The organism is Nonomuraea sp. NPDC052265, assembly GCF_044547985.1.
Taxonomy (GTDB): domain Bacteria; phylum Actinomycetota; class Actinomycetes; order Streptosporangiales; family Streptosporangiaceae; genus Nonomuraea.
This window is the reverse complement of sequence record NZ_JBIUBJ010000017.1, coordinates 20848-36623: the sequence shown is the minus strand read 5'-3', so window position 1 is coordinate 36623 and position 15776 is coordinate 20848. Positions and strand designations below refer to the sequence as shown.

Genomic DNA, 15776 nt, shown 5'->3' with positions numbered 1-15776 from the left:
CTGTGCCATGTCCACTCTGACGATCTTCAACTCCGGTCCCGCCCAGGCCGCCGAGGCCCCCGCCGCCCCCGCCACCGGACGGCAGATCCCCGCCGTGCTCGGCGCCGACCTGGAGGTGCCGGTCAAGGGCGGCCGGCTGGTCGGCTACGCCAACCTCGACTACGCGGCCAGCGCCCCCTGTCTTGAGCCGGTCAGCGCCGCCGTCGCCGCCGCGCTCCCGGCCTACTCCAGCGTCCACCGCGGCGCGGGCTACGCCTCCCAGCTCACCACCGCCCGGTACGAGCAGGCCCGCCACACGGTCAGGGCCTTCGTCGGCGCCCGTCCCGACGACGCCGTCATCTTCACCCGCAACACCACCGACGCCACCAACCTGCTGGCCCGCTGCCTGCCCGAGGACGCGACCGTCGTCGTCTTCGACTCCGAGCACCACGCCTCGCTGCTGCCCTGGGCGCGGTCCGTACGCCTGGCGCCGCCCGCCTTCCCCGGCGAGGCCGTCCGCGCCGCCGACGAGGCGCTGGCCCAGATCGAGGGCCCCAAGCTGCTCGTGGTCACCGCCGCCTCCAACGTCACCGGCGAGCTGTGGCCCGTCGCCTCCCTGGCCCACATCGCCCACCGGCACGGCGCCCGGATCCTGGTGGACGCCGCCCAGCTCGTCCCGCACCGCAGGCTCAACCTGACCGCGCTCGACCTGGACTACGTGGCGTTCTCCGGCCACAAGCTGTACGCGCCCTTCGGCGCCGGCGTGCTGGTCGGACGTCGTGACTGGCTGGCCGAGGGCGAGCCGTACCTGAAGGGCGGCGGCGCGGTGCGCTCGGTGGGCGAGACCACCGAGTGGCACGACGACCCCGAGCCCCGCCACGAGGCCGGCACCCCGAACGTGCTCGGCGCCATCGCCCTGGCCGCCGCCTGCGACGCGCTCACCGCCACAGGGTGGACGGAGCTGGTGCGCGAGGAGGAGCGCCTGATCACCCGGCTGCGTACCGGTCTGGCCTCGATCGGGGGGGTGCGCGAGCTGTCGCTGTGGGGCGAGGACCACCCGCGGGTGGGGATCGTGTCGTTCGTCGTGGACGGCTACTCGGCCCGGGAGGTGGCCGAGGCGCTGTCCGGCGAGTACGGCATCGGCGTGCGTGACGGGAAGTTCTGCGCGCACCCGTTCGTCCGGCACCTGCTGGGCAGCTCGGACGGCGGCTGCGAGGACGGGACCGCCTCGGCGGTGCGGGCCTCCATCGGCATCGGCAGCACGCAGGAGCACGTCGACCGCCTGATCGAGGCCCTGCGCGACCTGGTCAGCCGCTGAGCTCAGCGGTTGGGCGGCTTCTGCTGGGTCGGCTCGTCGGACACCAGGGCGTCGATGTCCCTCATGTCCTCGTCGTTGAGGTGCCCGGGGCGTGGCGCGTTGGGCTGCCTCGGCACGTTGGGCTGCTCGACCTCGCCCTCGGGCCGCACCGGCGTCGTCGGACCGCCTTCGGGCCTGACCTGCGCCGTCGGACCGCCTTCGGGCCTGACCTGCGTCTCGGGCCCCTCGGTGACGACCGTCGTCGGCTCGGCACGCCGGGCCGGCCGGTGCGCGGCGAGGTCGTCCTCGGCGATCCGGCGCTCCCTGCGGCGGAGGAACATCGAGTGGAAGATGCCGTCAAGGCCGATGCGGCCGCCGCCCAGCGCGGCCAGCAGCAACGAGAGCGCGCCGAGCGCGGCCGGCAGCTCCCATCCCCCGTTCTGCGACAACACCCCATGTCCCGCGTGGACGAAGACGATCGCGCCGATCATGTCGATGAGCAGCAGCAACGCCACCGGCCGTACCAGCAGGCCGAGGATCAACAGGGCGCCGCCGACCAGCTCCACAATGGCGGCGAATCCAGCGGACAACTCGGGCATGGGCACGCCCATCTCGCGGAACTGCCCCGCCGCGGCGCCGAGCCCGCCCTGCCACTTCTGCCAGCCGTGCGCCACGAAGATCACGCCGAGTACCACCCGGGAGATCAGGGCCGCCACATCAAACAGAACTCTTCTCACAGTGTTTTCTCCCCCCGTTCCCGGTATTGATCCCCATGTCTGGCTTCGGGATGCGTTGCCATACGATTCCTTGACCATCCCCCACGCTGGATCACCTCGTGGCACGGTGGCAGCATGGGCCCTATGACGGAACGCGTGGTCGGGATCGGCGCGGGCGCGAAGGAGCTGGCGACCGAGGACATGATCCTCAACATCGGTCCCCAGCACCCCTCCACGCACGGCGTGCTCAGGCTCCGGCTCACCCTCGACGGCGAGCGCATCACGGCGGCCGAGCCGATCATCGGCTACATGCACCGGGGCGCGGAGAAGCTGTTCGAGGTCCGCGACTACCGGCAGATCATCATGCTCGCCAACCGGCACGACTGGCTGTCGGGGTTCGCCAACGAGCTGGGCGTCGTGCTGGCCGCCGAACGGCTGCTCGGCATGGAAGCGCCGGTCAGGGCCGTGTGGGCGCGTACGCTGCTGGCCGAGCTCAACCGGGTGCTCAACCACCTGATGTTCCTCGGCTCCTACCCCCTCGAACTGGGCGCGATCACCCCCGTCTTCTACGCCTTCAACGAGCGCGAACGCATCCAGGCCGTCATGGAGGAGATCTCCGGCGGGCGCATGCACTACATGTTCAACCGGGTCGGCGGCCTCAAGGAGGACCTGCCGCTCGGCTGGCTCGACCGGGTCGCCGAGGCCGTCGCCGAGACCCGCCGCCGGGTGCCCGACATCGAGGACCTCATCCTGAACAACGAGATCTTCCTGGCCCGCACCAAGGGCGTCGGCGTCCTGACCCGCGAGCAGATCCTCCAGTACGGCGTCAGCGGGCCCATCGCCCGCGCCTCCGGCGTGGACCTCGACCTGCGGCGCGACGACCCGTACCTGGCGTACGGCGAGCTGCCGGTCAAGGTCGTCACCAGGCGCGACGGCGACTGCCATGCCCGGTTCGAGGTGCTGTTCGAACAGCTCAAGGTCTCGCTCGACCTCGCCGACGCCTGCGTAGCCCGGCTGCGCGAGCTGCCTCCGGGGCCCGTCAACCAGCGCCTGCCGAAGGTGCTCAAGGTGCCGGAGGGCCACACGTACGCGTGGACCGAGAACCCGCTCGGCATCAACGGCTACTACCTGGTCTCCAAGGGTGACAAGACGCCGTGGCGGCTCAAGCTGCGCTCGGCGTCGTTCGGCAACGTCCAGGCGCTGCGCGAGCTGCTGCCCGGGAACCTGGTGGCCGACATGATCGCCATTCTCGGCTCGATGTTCTTCGTCGTGGGTGACATCGACAAGTGAGCACCCCCGAACGCGACAAGTACGTCGACTGGCTGCGCGCCCTCAGCCTCATCGTCGTGGTGGTCTGGCACTGGGCGTTCACGATCCTGGAGTGGAAGCCCACCGGGCCCGAGCCCACCAGCCCGCTCGGCTTCACCTCCGGGCTGTGGATCCTGACCTGGCTGCTCCAGGTGCTGCCGCTGTTCTTCTACGTCGGCGGCCACGTGCACCTGCTGTCCTGGAACCGGGCCCAGGCGCGCGGGGTCGGCATCGGGGCGTTCGTGTGGCGGCGCATCCGCGCGCTGTCCCTGCCCGCGCTGTTCCTGTGCGGCGTGTGGATCTCCGTCGGCGCGATCGTCACCTGGGCGTTCCACGTGGAGTGGATGTGGCGGGTGGTGCTGCTCGTACTCAGCCCGCTGTGGTTCCTCGGCGTCTACCTGGTGCTGATCGCGCTGCTGCCGGTGGCCCTCTACCTGCACAGGCGCTACGACGTGCTGGCCCTCATCTGGCTCGGCGGCTCGGCCCTGGTCGTGGACGTCGTGCGCTTCCGCTACGGCTACGAGTGGGCCGGCTGGCTCAACATGATCATCGTCTGGGGCCTGGCCCACCAGGCGGGCTTCTTCTACGACCGGATCGTCGTCCTGCCCAGGCGGTACGACGTCGGCATCCTGTGGACCGGCCTGTTCGCCCTGATCGGCCTGGTCTACTCGGGCATCTACCCGGGCTCGATGGTCGGCGTGCCGGGCGACAAGTGGTCGAACATGGCGCCGCCCACGTTCGTCATCGTCGCCCTGCTGATCTTCCAGATCGGCCTGGTCGAGGTGCTGCGCCCGGCCATGGAACGGGTGCTCGAACGCCCCCGCTGGGCCCGCGCGAACTCCTTCATCAACCGCTACGCCCTGCCGCTGTTCCTCTTCCACACGACCGGCATGGCGATCGCCTTAGGGCTGTCGTGGTGGCTGTTCGGCAACCTCGGCACCAAGATCCCGCCGGACCTGAAGTGGTGGCTGGAGCGGCCGATCGCCATCGTCGGGCCGCTCATCTGCACCCTGCCGGTCATCTACCTCTTCGGCCGCCGCCGGACCCCGGCCGGGCGGACGCGCGAGGCCGGGGAGCCGCGCTAGTCGGACTTGCGGTCCTCGGAGTCCTTCGGGATGCGGCAACAGTGTTCGAGGTAGAGGGCCGCGCAGACGAGCACCACGCAGGCCACGAACGACCCGGCCGCCACGAAGAACTCCGAGCGCGGCGTCTCCCGGTCGAAGATCTGCAGCGTGTACGCGGCGAACCCGGCGAACATGCCCGCGAACACCGCCCCCGCGTACGCCGACGCCTTGGCCAGCGCCGCCAGCCGGGCCACCGCCAGCGGCTCGACCGGCTTGGTGTCCGGTTTCCTGGCGATCCTGGCCTTGGTCACCCACCCGCTGTAGCCCTCGCCCAGGGCCAGCAGCAGCACGGTCGGGATGGCCGTCCAGGGCATGATGGGCAGGTCGGAGTAGAAGTGCCGGACCGCCGCCCAGACGACCAGGGCGACGACGGCGAGGAGAGCGGCCAGCCGGCCGGGATGCGTCGGCCTCAATCGGGCCTCTGCAGCTTCAGGTCGCCGCGCAGGCGCACGCCGTGCCGGTCGAGCTCGGCGAGCAGGTCGGCCACCCGGCCCCTGCCCGGCACCGTGGCCTCGGGGTCGACCACCGACCACGGCACCAGCACGAACGCGCGCTCGTGGGCCCGCGGATGCGGCAGCGTCAGCTCGGGGTCGTCGGACACGGTCTCGCCGACCACGATCAGGTCGACGTCGAGCGTACGCGGCCCCCACCGCTCCTCACGCACCCGCCCGTAGGCGTTCTCCACGCCCAGCGCCCGCTCCAGCAACGTACGCGGCGGCAGCGCGGTCTCGGCGACGACGACCGCGTTGAGGTACGGCTCCTGACCGGCCGGCCCCCCGACCGGGTCGGTCTCGTAGACCGGGGACACCTTGACGAACTCCAGGCCCGGGGCGTCGAACAACGTGTCGATGGCTCCCTGCAACGTCTGGAACCGCTCGCCCAGGTTGCTGCCGAGCGCGAGGACGGCCTTCATACGCGGCTCCTCTCGATCGTCACGATCACATCGTCGAACGGCAGCGGGATCGGCGCCGCCGGTTTGTGCACACTCACCTCGACCTTGTGGACCAGCTCACTGGCCAGGCAGACGTCCGCCAGCCGCTGTGCCAGCGTCTCGATCAGCTCGACCGGCTCGCCCTCGACCACCTCGACCAGCGCCTGGGCCAGCTCGCCGTAATGGACGGTCTTGGTCAGGTCGTCGCCGGCCGCCGCCGGGGCGGTGTCGAGGAACAACATCGCGTCGACCACGAACTCCTGGCCGAGCTCCCGCTCGGCGGGCAGGACGCCGTGCCTGCCTCTGGCCCGCAGGCCCTTGAGAGCGATGCGGTCAGACCTCAAGCTCGCCCTCCTCGTCCTCGTCCTCGTCTCCCTGGAGCACCGGGGAGCCGTGGTGCATCCACAACCGCCAGCCCTGTGAGGTGCGGATGTAGACGTTACTGGCCACCACCTTGCCCGCGGCGAAGCTGGACTCACCCTCCTCGCCCGCCGTCAGGATGTTCTCCACGCAGGTGAGGACGGCCACGTCGCCCAGCACCGTCGTGTTGACGTCGGTCAGCACGAATTGGATGTAGGTGGTGTTGGCCATGATCAGCGCCCACGACCGCAACACCTCCGACCGGCCGGTCAGCAACGTCCAGCCCGGGTGGACGCAGCTCACCTGGTCGTCGGCGGTGTCCTCGGCCCAGATCTCGGTCATCTTGTCGAGATCGGCGCTCTCGATCGCGGTGTAGAACTCCTGGTTGACCGTCTCGATGGCGGCAGTGTCGACGCTCATGTGCCTGCTCCGGCTCTCTTCCATGCGGCCGCCACGCGCACGGCATCGGCATTGGGACCTACCTCGTGCACGCGCACGCACCAGGCCCCCGCCTGCGCCGCCAGCGCGGTCACCGCCAGCGTTGCGTCGTCGCTCCTGCTGAACGGACGGGGCGCGCCGTCGGGGCCGGCCAGCAGCCGACCGAGGAACCGCTTGCGCGAGGCCCCGATCAGCAGCGGGTAGCCCAGCTCGGCCAGCTGCGGGATGCCGGCCAGCAACGCCCAGTTGTGCTCGGCGTTCTTGGCGAAGCCGAGGCCCGGGTCGAGCACGATCTGCTCCGGGGACACCCCCTCGGCCAGCACCAGGTCGACCCGCTTGCTCAGCTCCTCGCGCACCTCTGTCACGACGTCGGCGTAGACGGCGCGGCTGTCCATGTCATGGCTGTGGCCGCGCCAGTGCATCACCACGTAGGGGGCGCCCGTCGCGGCGACCACGCGCGGCATCGCGGGGTCGGCCAGGCCGCCGCTCACGTCGTTGACGAGCTTGGCGCCCGCCTCGACCGCGGCCCTGGCCACCTCGGCGCGCATCGTGTCGACGCTCACCGCGACGCCCTCGGCGTCGAGCGCCCGGATCACCGGGACGACCCTGGCCAGCTCCTCCTCCAGCGACACCCGGGCGGCGCCGGGACGGGTGGACTCACCGCCCACGTCGACGATGTCGGCCCCCTCCCGCACCAGGTCGAGACCGTGCTGGACGGCGGCCTTCTCGTCGAACCACAGGCCGCCGTCGGAGAAGGAGTCGGGGGTCACGTTGACCACGCCCATGACGAGGCACCGTTCCGTACCGCCCGGCACGTTGATGGGCACGCTAGTCATGGGGCAAGCCTAGGCGTTCCCCCACACCTGCCGACATCTCGGGTCCCCAGTTGTGGATAACGATCGTCACCTGCCGAGGATCAGCGCCATCGCCTCGGAACGGGTCTTGTCGCTGGTACGGAAGTCGCCGCGGACCGCCGACGTGACCGTCTTGGCCCCCGGCTTGCGCACGCCGCGCATCGTCATGCACAGGTGTTCGGCCTCGACCACCACGATGACCCCGCGCGGCTCCAGCACCCGCATGAGGGCGTCGGCGATCTGCGAGGTCATGCGCTCCTGCACCTGCGGACGGCGGGCGAAGACGTCGACCAGCCGGGCCAGCTTGGACAGCCCGGTCACCTGCCCGCGCTCGTTGGGGATGTAGCCCACGTGGGCCACGCCGTGGAACGGGACCAGATGGTGCTCGCAGGTCGAGTAGACCTCGATGTCCCTGACCAGCACCATCTCGTCGTGGTCGACGTCGAAGACCTTGTTGAGCACGTCCTCGGGCGTCTGGCCGAGCCCGGAGAACTGCTCGGCCATCGCGCGGGCGACCCTGGCGGGCGTTTCGAGCAGGCCGTCGCGGTCGGGATCCTCGCCGATGCCGTAGAGGATCTCGCGAACGGCCTTCTCGATCCGCCCCAGGTCGACCTCGTGCTGGGTCACGCACTGTCCCCGGACTGGAAGGCGTCCTGGTGGCCCGAGGTGAGCGAGCCGTTGGCCGACTGCTCCTTCGGGGTCAGGATCGGCGGGCGGTCGGACGGGAGCCGCTTGCCGTAGCCCGCGTACGAGGGCCTGTGCTCCTTGACGACCACCGGGGCGAAGATCTGCAGGACCTGCTCGCGGGAGAGCGTCTCCTTCTCCATGAGCTCCAGCACCAGGTTGTCGAGCACGTCGCGGTATTCGACCAGGATGTCCCAGGCCTGGTCGTGCGCCGACTCGATCATCCGGCGGACCTCCTCGTCGATGGAGGAGGCGATCTTCTCGGAGTAGTCGCGCTCGTGGCCCATCTCGCGGCCGAGGAAGACCTCGGCCTGGCCGGTGCCGAACTTACGGGCGCCGAGCTGCTCGCTCATGCCGTACTCGGTCACCATGCGGCGGGCGACCGCCGTGGCCTTCTCGATGTCGTTGGAGGCGCCGGTGGTGGGCTCGTGGAAGACGAGCTCCTCCGCCGCGCGGCCGCCGAGCAGCATCGCGAGCTGGTCCATCATCTCGGACCTGGTGGCCAGGAACTTGTCCTCCATCGGCAGCGTCATCGTGTAACCGAGGGCGCGACCGCGGGACAGGATGGTGATCTTGTGGACCGGGTCGGAGTTGGGCAGCGCGTGCGCCACCAACGCGTGACCGCCTTCGTGGTAGGCGATCATCTTCTTCTCCTTGTCGGACATGACCCGCGACTTGCGCTCGGGCCCTGCCATGACACGGTCGATCGACTCCTCGAGGACGTCCATCGTGATCAGCTTCTGGTCGGCCCGCGCGGTGAGCAGGGCCGCCTCGTTGATCACGTTGGCCAGGTCGGCGCCGGTGAACCCGGGGGTGCGGCGCGCGATGACGTCGAGGTCGACGTCGGGCGCGAACGGCTTGCCGCGGCCGTGGACCTTGAGGATGCCCTTACGGCCCTCCAGGTCGGGACGGTCGACCGTGACCTGCCGGTCGAAACGGCCGGGACGCAGCAGCGCCGGGTCGAGGATGTCGGGCCGGTTGGTCGCGGCGATGAGGATCACGCCGCCCTTGACGTCGAAGCCGTCCATCTCGACGAGCAGCTGGTTGAGGGTCTGCTCGCGCTCGTCGTGACCGCCGCCCAGGCCGGCGCCGCGGTGGCGGCCGACGGCGTCGATCTCGTCGATGAAGATGATCGCGGGAGCGTTGGCCTTGGCCTGCTCGAACAGGTCGCGCACGCGGGAGGCGCCGACGCCGACGAACATCTCGACGAAGTCGGAACCGGAGATCGAGTAGAAGGGCACGCCCGCCTCACCCGCGACCGCGCGGGCCAGCAGGGTCTTGCCGGTGCCGGGCGGGCCGTAGAGCAGCACGCCCTTGGGGATCTTCGCGCCGATCGCCTGGAACTTGGCCGGGGCCTGCAAGAACTCCTTGATCTCCTGGAGCTCCTCGATGGCCTCGTCGGCGCCGGCGACGTCGGCGAACGTCGTCTTGGGGGTGTCTTTGGTGATGAGCTTGGCCTTCGACTTGCCGAAGTTCATCACCCGGGAGCCGCCGCCCTGCATCTGGTTCATGAGGAACAGGAAGATCAGCACGATGATGACGATCGGCAGGAAGCTCACCAGGATGCTGAGCAGGAAGTTCTCCTGGGGCACCTCGGTGGTGAAGCTCTTCGTCTTGTTGGCGTCGACCTGGGCCTGCAGCTCGTCGGTCAGCTTCGCGCCGTAGCCGCTGACCCAGTTGGACTGGATCAGCTTCGCCGGGGCGTCACCCGGCCGGACGACGATCGGCTTGATGAGGGTGAGCTCGACCCGATTGTCCTTGTCGACGACCTTGGCGCTGGTGAAATTGCCGGCGCGAATCTGCTGGAGAACCGTGGACGTGTCGGCCTGCTTGAAATTGCCCCCGCCGCTCCAGAGCTGGGTGACGAGCAGGAGCAGCACGACGATGCCCAGGATCCACAGCAGTGGCCCACGTGTAAATCGCTTGAGATCCATCCGATGCGGAACCCCTTGCGGGCCCGTCCCTTCCTGACCATGGCCTGGAACCCCGGGCATGCCCGGGGCCGCGGCATCCGACACCGCGACTTCTGACTACCCGAAGGGGACTTGCGGTCACCCTTCCGGAGTCTGAAGGTACACCGGCACGACGCACGGAGGGACCCGCCCGCTACACCGGTCTTGCCCTATCAACGTACGTCACGTTGCGCGATGTTCCCGGCCATGGCCGGGATTACTACTTATAAACGTGCGGCGCGAGCGTTCCGATGAACGGCAAATTGCGGTAGCGCTCCGCGTAGTCGAGCCCGTAGCCGATGACGAACTCGTTGGGAATGTCGAACCCGACGTATTTCACGTCGATCGGCACCTTCACCGCGTCGGGCTTGCGCAGCGCCGCACAGATCTCCAACGAGGCCGGATTGCGCGACTTCAGGTTTTCCAGCAGCCAGTGGAGGGTCAGGCCGGAGTCGATGATGTCCTCGACGATCAGGACGTGGCGGTTCAAGATGTCGGTGTCGAGGTCCTTCAGCACCCGTACGACGCCGGAGGACCTGGTGCCCGCGCCGTAGGACGACACCGCCATCCAGTCCATCTGCACGGGCACGTGCAGCGCCCTGGCCAGGTCGGCCATCACCATGACCGCGCCCTTCAGCACGCCCACGAGCAGGATGTCCTTGCCCGCGTAGTCCTCGTCGATGCGCCCGGCAAGCTCTTTGATCTTGGCTTGGAGGTCGTCCTCGGGGATGAGGACCTTCTCCAGGTCTTTGCCCATGTCGGCAGCGTCCACCTGTGGTTCCTTAAACGATGGGACTGATGGCGACTATCAGGGTGCCATACCGCCGAACTGCGGACAGACCTCCGGGTAGATCCACCGCCTTCTGGCCGTGCCATTGTGTGACCAGCCGATCGACCGCCAGCACGTGGGTGGCGGAAAGCGCTCCGGACGGCGTGCCCGCCGCGAGGGCCGCGCGCCGCAGCACCCTCCGGCGCACGGCGTCGGGCAGTTTCTCCAACTCGGGTACGGACAGGGTGACGGACGTTCCGATATCGCTTAGAGCGCAATTCGGGAAGGCCGATTCGGCCCACTGATCGAGGGCGTCGGCGTCCTCCCGAGCCATTCTGGCGGTCCGCGCGAGCGCTTCGGCCACCCCCGGGCCGAGTTCCCGGTCGAGCATCGGCAGGATCCGCTTCCTGACGCGGACGCGGGTGTAGCGGGGGTCGTCGTTGTGGGGGTCGTCCCAAGGGTCGAGGGACATCGCGCGGCAGGCGGCGACCGTCGTGGCCCGGGACAGGTCGAGGAAGGGCCTGCGGTAGCGGCCCGCCCTGGGGGCCATGCCGGAGATCGAGCGCAGGCCGCTCCCCCTGGCCAGGCCCAGCAGGACGGTCTCGGCCTGGTCGTCGCGGGTGTGGCCGAGCAGGACGGCGGCGGCCTGGAGGCGGTCGGCCGCCTCGTCCAGCGCGGCGTACCTGGCCTCGCGGGCGGCGGCCTCGGGCCCGCCCTCGGTGCCGACGGTGACGGTGAGCGCCTGCGCGGGGGCCAGGCCGAGCCCGGCGGCGATCCCGGTGACCTGCCGGGCACGGTCGGCGGAGCCCGGCTGGAGCTGGTGGTCGACCGTGACCAGGCCCGCGCGCAGGCCGGTGCGGGGCGCGACGAAGGCCAGCGCCGCCGCCAGGGCCAGGGAGTCGGCGCCGCCGCTGCACGCGGCCAGCACCAGCGCGCCGGTGCCGCCGAGGTCGGCCAGCGCCTCGCGCACGGCCCTGCGCACGTCGGCCACGGCTGGATGGGGACCCACAGGGCCATTGTCCCGGCTGCCGGGACCCGCCGCGCGCCACGGCGGACCCGGTGGGCCTCTCGGCGCGGGTGAAGGTCAGGCGGGGAGGGCGGGGGTGCCGATGACGCGGTGGATCCAGGAGTCGGGGTCGGCGATCTCGGCAATCGTGGGCAGGGTCTCCGGGGACGTCCAGACCTTGTTGAAGCCGTCCATGCCGACCCGGTCGACCACCTTGCGGACGAAGGCCGACCCCTCGGCGTACTGCTTCATCTTGACCTCGATGCCCAGCAGGCGCCGCACCGTGCGGTCGAGCCGGGAGCCGCCCTCGCGGCGCTGGGCGAACTTGGCGCGGATCTCCGAGACGGACGGGACCACCGACGGGCCCACGGCGTCCATGACGAAGTCGCCATGGCCCTCGACCAGGGTCATCACGGCCGTCAGCCGGTCGAGGATCTCCTTCTGGGCGGGCGACTGGATGGCGTCGATCAGGTTGCCCTCGCCGCCCCTGACCACGTCGGCCACCGTGTCCGCGGCGTTGCGCAGCCGGTCGAGCAGCGTGGGCAGGTCGAGGTCGGAGGCGAGCAGGAACTCGGTCATCTGCGACCTGACGTACTCGCGCAGCCAGGTCACGCCGGTGAACTGCACGCGGTGGGTCTCCTCGTGCAGGCACACCCACAGGCGGAAGTCGCGGGGCACGACGTTCATCTCGCGCTCGGCGTGGACGATGTTCGGCGCCACGAGCGTCAGGCGGCCGGTCGCCTCCTGGCCGGTCGGGTCGGGCGGCAGGAACAGCTCGTACTGGCCGAGCACCCGGGAGGCGAGGAAGGCGAGGACGGCCCCGACCTCCACGCCGGTGATGCGGGAGCCCACGGCGGTGACGATGGCGGGCGGCGGGTTGGAGCCGCCGCCCATGCGCTGGGTCAGCGGTTCGAGGACCACGCGGAAGCCTTCCACGTTGGCCTTGATCCAGCCGGGCCGGTCGACGACGGTCGCGGGCTGCGGCGCGGTCTCGGTGTGGATCTTCGTGAACTCGCGCACGTGGCCCTCGGCCTCACGTGACAGCGTGCGGAGCTCGGCGACGGCCTGCCTGGCCTCCTCCTTGCTCACCTGAGGACCGGGGCGCACCAGGCGCGTGCCGGTCGTGACGGCCAGATCCCAGTCGATCACCTGCATAGCGTCCACCGTACGTTGTTCTCGTCACGCCTGCGAAGAAGCGGCGTTCAGGATCGCGCGACGATCGCGGCGAGCTTGTCGAGCACGGGCTCGGCGTTCACCGGCACGTCGTCGGCGAGGAAGGCGAAGGTGACCAGCCGGCCGTCTTTGGTGGTGGCCAGGCCGGCCAGGGTGTTGACGTTGTTGAGCGTGCCGGTCTTGGCGCGTACGAGGCCGACCTGGCCCTTGCTGTCGCCGCGGGTGAAGCGTCGGCCGTTGCCCAGCGTGCCGGAGAAACCGGCGATCGGCATGCCCGAGTCGACGGCCCGCAGCTCGGGGTGCTGGGCGGAGCTGGCGATGGCGATGACCCGGGCCATGGCGTCGGCGCTGACCCGGTTGCGGATGGACAGGCCGCTGCCGTCGGCGACGCTGACGCCCTTCGTCACGCCGAGCCGCCGCATCACGCCGAGCACGGCCTGCGAGGCCCCCGCGAACGACGCCTCCTTGCCCTCCTTGATGGCGACGTGCCTGGCCAGGGCCTCGGCCATGTCGTTGTCGCTGTGGGTCAGGGTGTGCTCGACCAGGGCGTACAGGGGGGCTGAGTCGACCTTGCCCAGCTCGGCGGCGCCCGCCGCGGCCCGCTCCTGGCGGATGTCCTTGGAGACCGTGACGCCGTACCTGGGGAGCAGCCGGGCGAAGGCGGAGGCGGCGTACGCGGCCGGGTCGGGCACGCGGGGCCGGGCGCCGGGGCGCCGGCGTCCCTCGTCGATGGCCAGGGCGTGGACGGGGGCCGCCTCGCCGTCGGGCACGTAGTTCGGCTTCCAGCCGGGCGCGATGGCCGGACCGGTGAACAGGCTGTCGTCGTAGGAGAGCGTGACCTTCCTGACGCCCTTGGCCTTCAGCGCGGCGGCGGTGCGGGCGGCCAGGGTGGCGAGGGAGGCCTGCTTGGGGTAGCCGGGCTTGGCCGTCGGTCCGGCCAGCAGCGGGTCGCCGCCGCCCACCAGGACGATCGCGCCGGGCGCGCGGCCCTGGACGACGCGGGTGGACAAGCGGGTGTCGGGGCCCAGGGAGGCGAGCGCCGCGGTGGTCGTGACGACCTTGTTCGTGGAGGCCGGGGTGATGCCCGTGTCGGGGTTGGAGGCGAAGATCTGCCCTCCGGTCGCGGCGTCGAGCACGACCGCGCCGACCCGGCCGCCGAGCGCTTCGTCACCCAGCGCGTCGGTGAGCTGGCGGGTCAAAGTACTCTTAGTCGGGAGAGGTCCGTCCCCTGACGTCGCCGAAAGCTGGGCCAGCACAGGCCCCGAGGTGACCACGGGGGCGGGGGGGATTCCCCGGGGAGACGCCGTCGGCCCGATCGGTGACGGCTGCCTCGTCAGCGCGCTCAGGTTGAAGTCGCTGGTCATGGCGTAAACGCCGATGACGATCGTGACGATCTGGAGCACGGCGAGAGTGGCCAGCATCACCGTACGCTCGTGCCGCGCCACGTCGCCTGACCTCTCTCCTGGTGTTCGCCTACGAGACATTAACGCCCAGCCGGGACTTCCCGGGGGCCTTGAGCGGAGGAACCGCGGTGGAGTTCGACGTTGTCGTTGAGATTCCCAAGGGGCAACGGAACAAGTACGAAGTGGACCATGAGACCGGGAAGATCAGGCTTGACCGGCTCCTGTTCACCTCCACGCAGTACCCCGCCGACTACGGCTTCATCGAGCACACCCTCGGCGAGGACGGCGACCCGCTCGACGCGCTGGTGCTGCTCCAGGAGCCCACGTTCCCGGGGTGCTACATCACCTGCCGCGCGGTCGGCATGTTCCGGATGACCGACGAGAAGGGCGGCGACGACAAGGTCCTGTGCGTCCCCTCGACCGACCCCCGGATGCACCACATCCAGGACATCCACCACGTGTCGGAGTTCGACCGGCTGGAGATCCAGCACTTCTTCGAGGTCTACAAGGACCTTGAGCCCGGCAAGTCCGTCGAGGGCGCCAACTGGGTGGGACGCATCGAGGCCGAGGCCGAGATCGAGCGCTCGTTCAACCGGGCGAAGGACGCGGGTCACCACCACTGATCCTCACCGGGGCCTGGTGGCGCCCACCAGGTCCCCTCTCCAGATCGGGGCCACGCGCACCACGTCGCCGGTCTGCGGCGCGTGCACCATCTGGCCCTGGCCGACGTAGATGCCCACATGGTGGATCGTCCCGGGGTCGTCGGTGATCCGGCCGAAGAACAGCAGGTCGCCGCGGCGGAGCTGGTCCAGCGGCACGTGCGGGCCGGACGTCCACTGGGTTCCGGTCCAGTGGTCCAGGTGCACGCCGACCTGTTCCCAGGCGCGCATCACCAGGCCGGAGCAGTCGTAGGTGTCGGGGCCGGCGGCGGCCCACACGTACGGCTTGCCCAGCTGGCTCAGCGCCCAGTTGGCGGCCAGGTTGCCGCCCGCCGACCCCGCCGCCAGCCCGGCCGACGACAGGGCCAGGGCCCGCCGCCTGGCCAGCAGCTCGGCGTGGCTGCGGGCGGCGTTCACCCGGCGCTGGAGCTGCCGCCTCTCCAGCCGGAGGGTGTGCGTCTCGCGGCGCTGCCGGGCGACGGCCGCCTCCGCGGCGAGCTTCGCCTGCCGGGCGCGCTGCGAGGCGGCCTGCTGGGCGTCGTAGGCGTTGCGCGCCTGCGTCCCGAGGATGGCGGCGACCTCCTGGGCGTCGCTCATCCTGCGCAGGATCCGGGCCCGCTCGTCGCCGAGCTGACTGAGCACGCTCGCCCGGTGCAGGAAGCCGTCCACGCCGCCCTCGTCGATGAGCATGCCGATGACGGGGTCCATGGCCGTCATCCCGCTGTAACTCTCCGCCGCGAGCAGCGCGACGGCCTGCCGGGCGCGCTCGGCCTCGACGTCGGCCGCCGCCTGACGTCCCCTGGCCTGCTCGTACGCCTGCTCGGCCTGCCGGAGCCGGACCAGCTCGCCGTTGTACGCCTCCACCTGCCGTTCCACGCCGGCCGCCAGATCGTCGAGCCTGGACTGGGCCGCGACCAGCCCGGCGCTGGCCACCCCCAGCTCCTTCGAGCGGTGGCGGGCGGTCTCACGCGCCTTCTTCACGTCCTTGGCCGACGGCATGGGGTCGGCCGCCACCGGCGGGCACGGAGTGAGCGGACACAGAGTGACTAGCAGCGCGCACGCCAGGAGCCCGGCCCGAATTGAGCGCATAGGTCCCCCTGAAAACAGATGGTTACTCTATGCA

General features: G+C 70.5%; 17 protein-coding genes. 4 read left to right on the top strand and 13 right to left on the bottom strand.

Going from position 1 to position 15776, the window contains the following annotated elements; genetic code table 11:
• Positions 1 to 7: 7 nt before the first annotated feature.
• The gene (locus ACIHAD_RS36175; RefSeq protein ID WP_397359221.1) at positions 8 to 1297 is read left to right on the top strand and encodes an aminotransferase class V-fold PLP-dependent enzyme; all 1290 of its coding nucleotides are present in this window, start codon (positions 8 to 10) and stop codon (positions 1295 to 1297) included.
• Positions 1298 to 1299: 2 nt separating this feature from the next.
• On the opposite strand, the gene ACIHAD_RS36170 is transcribed toward ACIHAD_RS36175, so the two are convergent.
• Positions 1300 to 2013: a DoxX family membrane protein gene (locus ACIHAD_RS36170; RefSeq protein WP_397359220.1), complete on the bottom strand. Its 714-nt coding sequence runs from the start codon at positions 2011 to 2013 to the stop codon at positions 1300 to 1302.
• Between the two features lie 123 nt (positions 2014 to 2136).
• On the opposite strand from ACIHAD_RS36170, the gene ACIHAD_RS36165 reads away from it, so the two are divergent.
• The gene (locus tag ACIHAD_RS36165; RefSeq protein ID WP_397359219.1) at positions 2137 to 3282 is read left to right on the top strand and encodes an NADH-quinone oxidoreductase subunit D; all 1146 of its coding nucleotides are present in this window, start codon (positions 2137 to 2139) and stop codon (positions 3280 to 3282) included.
• The gene (locus tag ACIHAD_RS36160; RefSeq protein WP_397359218.1) at positions 3279 to 4385 is read left to right on the top strand and encodes an acyltransferase; all 1107 of its coding nucleotides are present in this window, start codon (positions 3279 to 3281) and stop codon (positions 4383 to 4385) included. Before ACIHAD_RS36165 ends, ACIHAD_RS36160 begins: the two co-directional genes overlap by 4 nt.
• Here ACIHAD_RS36160 and ACIHAD_RS36155 read toward each other — a convergent pair.
• The 11 genes from ACIHAD_RS36155 to dacB all read right to left on the bottom strand — a co-directional run bounded on the left by ACIHAD_RS36155 (position 4382) and on the right by dacB (position 14036).
• Complete coding sequence (locus tag ACIHAD_RS36155; protein ID WP_397359217.1) at positions 4382 to 4837, bottom strand: DUF3180 domain-containing protein; 456 nt, start codon at positions 4835 to 4837, stop codon at positions 4382 to 4384. The two genes, ACIHAD_RS36160 and ACIHAD_RS36155, sit on opposite strands and share 4 nt — an antisense overlap.
• Entirely contained in the window at positions 4834 to 5337 is a 504-nt protein-coding gene (folK, locus tag ACIHAD_RS36150) for a 2-amino-4-hydroxy-6-hydroxymethyldihydropteridine diphosphokinase (RefSeq protein WP_397359216.1), read from the bottom strand. Before folK ends, ACIHAD_RS36155 begins: the two co-directional genes overlap by 4 nt.
• Positions 5334 to 5699 carry a dihydroneopterin aldolase gene (gene folB / locus ACIHAD_RS36145; protein ID WP_397359215.1) on the bottom strand — a complete coding sequence of 122 codons (366 nt, stop codon included), beginning with the start codon at positions 5697 to 5699 and terminating at the stop codon, positions 5334 to 5336. Before folB ends, folK begins: the two co-directional genes overlap by 4 nt.
• Positions 5689 to 6135: a nuclear transport factor 2 family protein gene (locus tag ACIHAD_RS36140; protein ID WP_397359214.1), complete on the bottom strand. Its 447-nt coding sequence runs from the start codon at positions 6133 to 6135 to the stop codon at positions 5689 to 5691. Before ACIHAD_RS36140 ends, folB begins: the two co-directional genes overlap by 11 nt.
• A complete protein-coding gene (gene folP, locus ACIHAD_RS36135) occupies positions 6132 to 6938 on the bottom strand; it encodes a dihydropteroate synthase (protein WP_397359364.1) in 807 nt (268 codons plus the stop codon). The genes ACIHAD_RS36140 and folP overlap by 4 nt, the downstream gene beginning before the upstream one ends.
• A 117-nt stretch (positions 6939 to 7055) precedes the next feature.
• Positions 7056 to 7634 carry a GTP cyclohydrolase I FolE gene (gene folE, locus ACIHAD_RS36130; RefSeq protein WP_352318609.1) on the bottom strand — a complete coding sequence of 193 codons (579 nt, stop codon included), beginning with the start codon at positions 7632 to 7634 and terminating at the stop codon, positions 7056 to 7058.
• Positions 7631 to 9625: an ATP-dependent zinc metalloprotease FtsH gene (ftsH, locus tag ACIHAD_RS36125; protein ID WP_397359213.1), complete on the bottom strand. Its 1995-nt coding sequence runs from the start codon at positions 9623 to 9625 to the stop codon at positions 7631 to 7633. Before ftsH ends, folE begins: the two co-directional genes overlap by 4 nt.
• Positions 9626 to 9863: 238 nt before the next feature.
• Positions 9864 to 10415, bottom strand: a complete 552-nt coding sequence (gene hpt, locus ACIHAD_RS36120; RefSeq protein WP_397359212.1) for a hypoxanthine phosphoribosyltransferase — start codon at positions 10413 to 10415, stop codon at positions 9864 to 9866.
• Between the two features lie 10 nt (positions 10416 to 10425).
• Positions 10426 to 11421, bottom strand: a complete 996-nt coding sequence (gene tilS, locus ACIHAD_RS36115; protein ID WP_397359211.1) for a tRNA lysidine(34) synthetase TilS — start codon at positions 11419 to 11421, stop codon at positions 10426 to 10428.
• A gap of 75 nt (positions 11422 to 11496) precedes the next feature.
• Positions 11497 to 12573 (bottom strand): zinc-dependent metalloprotease, encoded by a 1077-nt coding sequence (locus tag ACIHAD_RS36110; protein WP_397359210.1) that lies wholly within the window; start codon positions 12571 to 12573, stop codon positions 11497 to 11499.
• 47 nt (positions 12574 to 12620) lie between these two features.
• On the bottom strand, positions 12621 to 14036 hold the full coding sequence (gene dacB, locus ACIHAD_RS36105) for a D-alanyl-D-alanine carboxypeptidase/D-alanyl-D-alanine-endopeptidase (protein WP_397359209.1): 1416 nt from the start codon (positions 14034 to 14036) through the stop codon (positions 12621 to 12623).
• An 86-nt stretch (positions 14037 to 14122) separates the two neighbouring features.
• Between dacB and ACIHAD_RS36100 the strand changes: the two genes are divergently transcribed.
• Entirely contained in the window at positions 14123 to 14617 is a 495-nt protein-coding gene (locus ACIHAD_RS36100) for an inorganic diphosphatase (protein ID WP_357702209.1), read from the top strand.
• Positions 14618 to 14620: 3 nt separating this feature from the next.
• On the opposite strand, the gene ACIHAD_RS36095 is transcribed toward ACIHAD_RS36100, so the two are convergent.
• Positions 14621 to 15667: an NlpC/P60 family protein gene (locus ACIHAD_RS36095; protein WP_397359208.1), complete on the bottom strand. Its 1047-nt coding sequence runs from the start codon at positions 15665 to 15667 to the stop codon at positions 14621 to 14623.
• Positions 15668 to 15776: the final 109 nt, after the last annotated feature.

Coding starts and splice junctions, on each gene's coding strand:
- ACIHAD_RS36140 (WP_397359214.1), bottom strand. CDS start 6,135: ATGAGCGTCGACACTGCCGCCATCGAGACGGTCAACCAGGAGTTCTAC.
- folK (WP_397359216.1), bottom strand. CDS start 5,337: ATGAAGGCCGTCCTCGCGCTCGGCAGCAACCTGGGCGAGCGGTTCCAG.
- ACIHAD_RS36110 (WP_397359210.1), bottom strand. CDS start 12,573: ATGCAGGTGATCGACTGGGATCTGGCCGTCACGACCGGCACGCGCCTG.
- ACIHAD_RS36175 (WP_397359221.1), top strand. CDS start 8: ATGTCCACTCTGACGATCTTCAACTCCGGTCCCGCCCAGGCCGCCGAG.
- ACIHAD_RS36165 (WP_397359219.1), top strand. CDS start 2,137: ATGACGGAACGCGTGGTCGGGATCGGCGCGGGCGCGAAGGAGCTGGCG.
- ftsH (WP_397359213.1), bottom strand. CDS start 9,625: ATGGATCTCAAGCGATTTACACGTGGGCCACTGCTGTGGATCCTGGGC.
- folP (WP_397359364.1), bottom strand. CDS start 6,938: ATGGGCGTGGTCAACGTGACCCCCGACTCCTTCTCCGACGGCGGCCTG.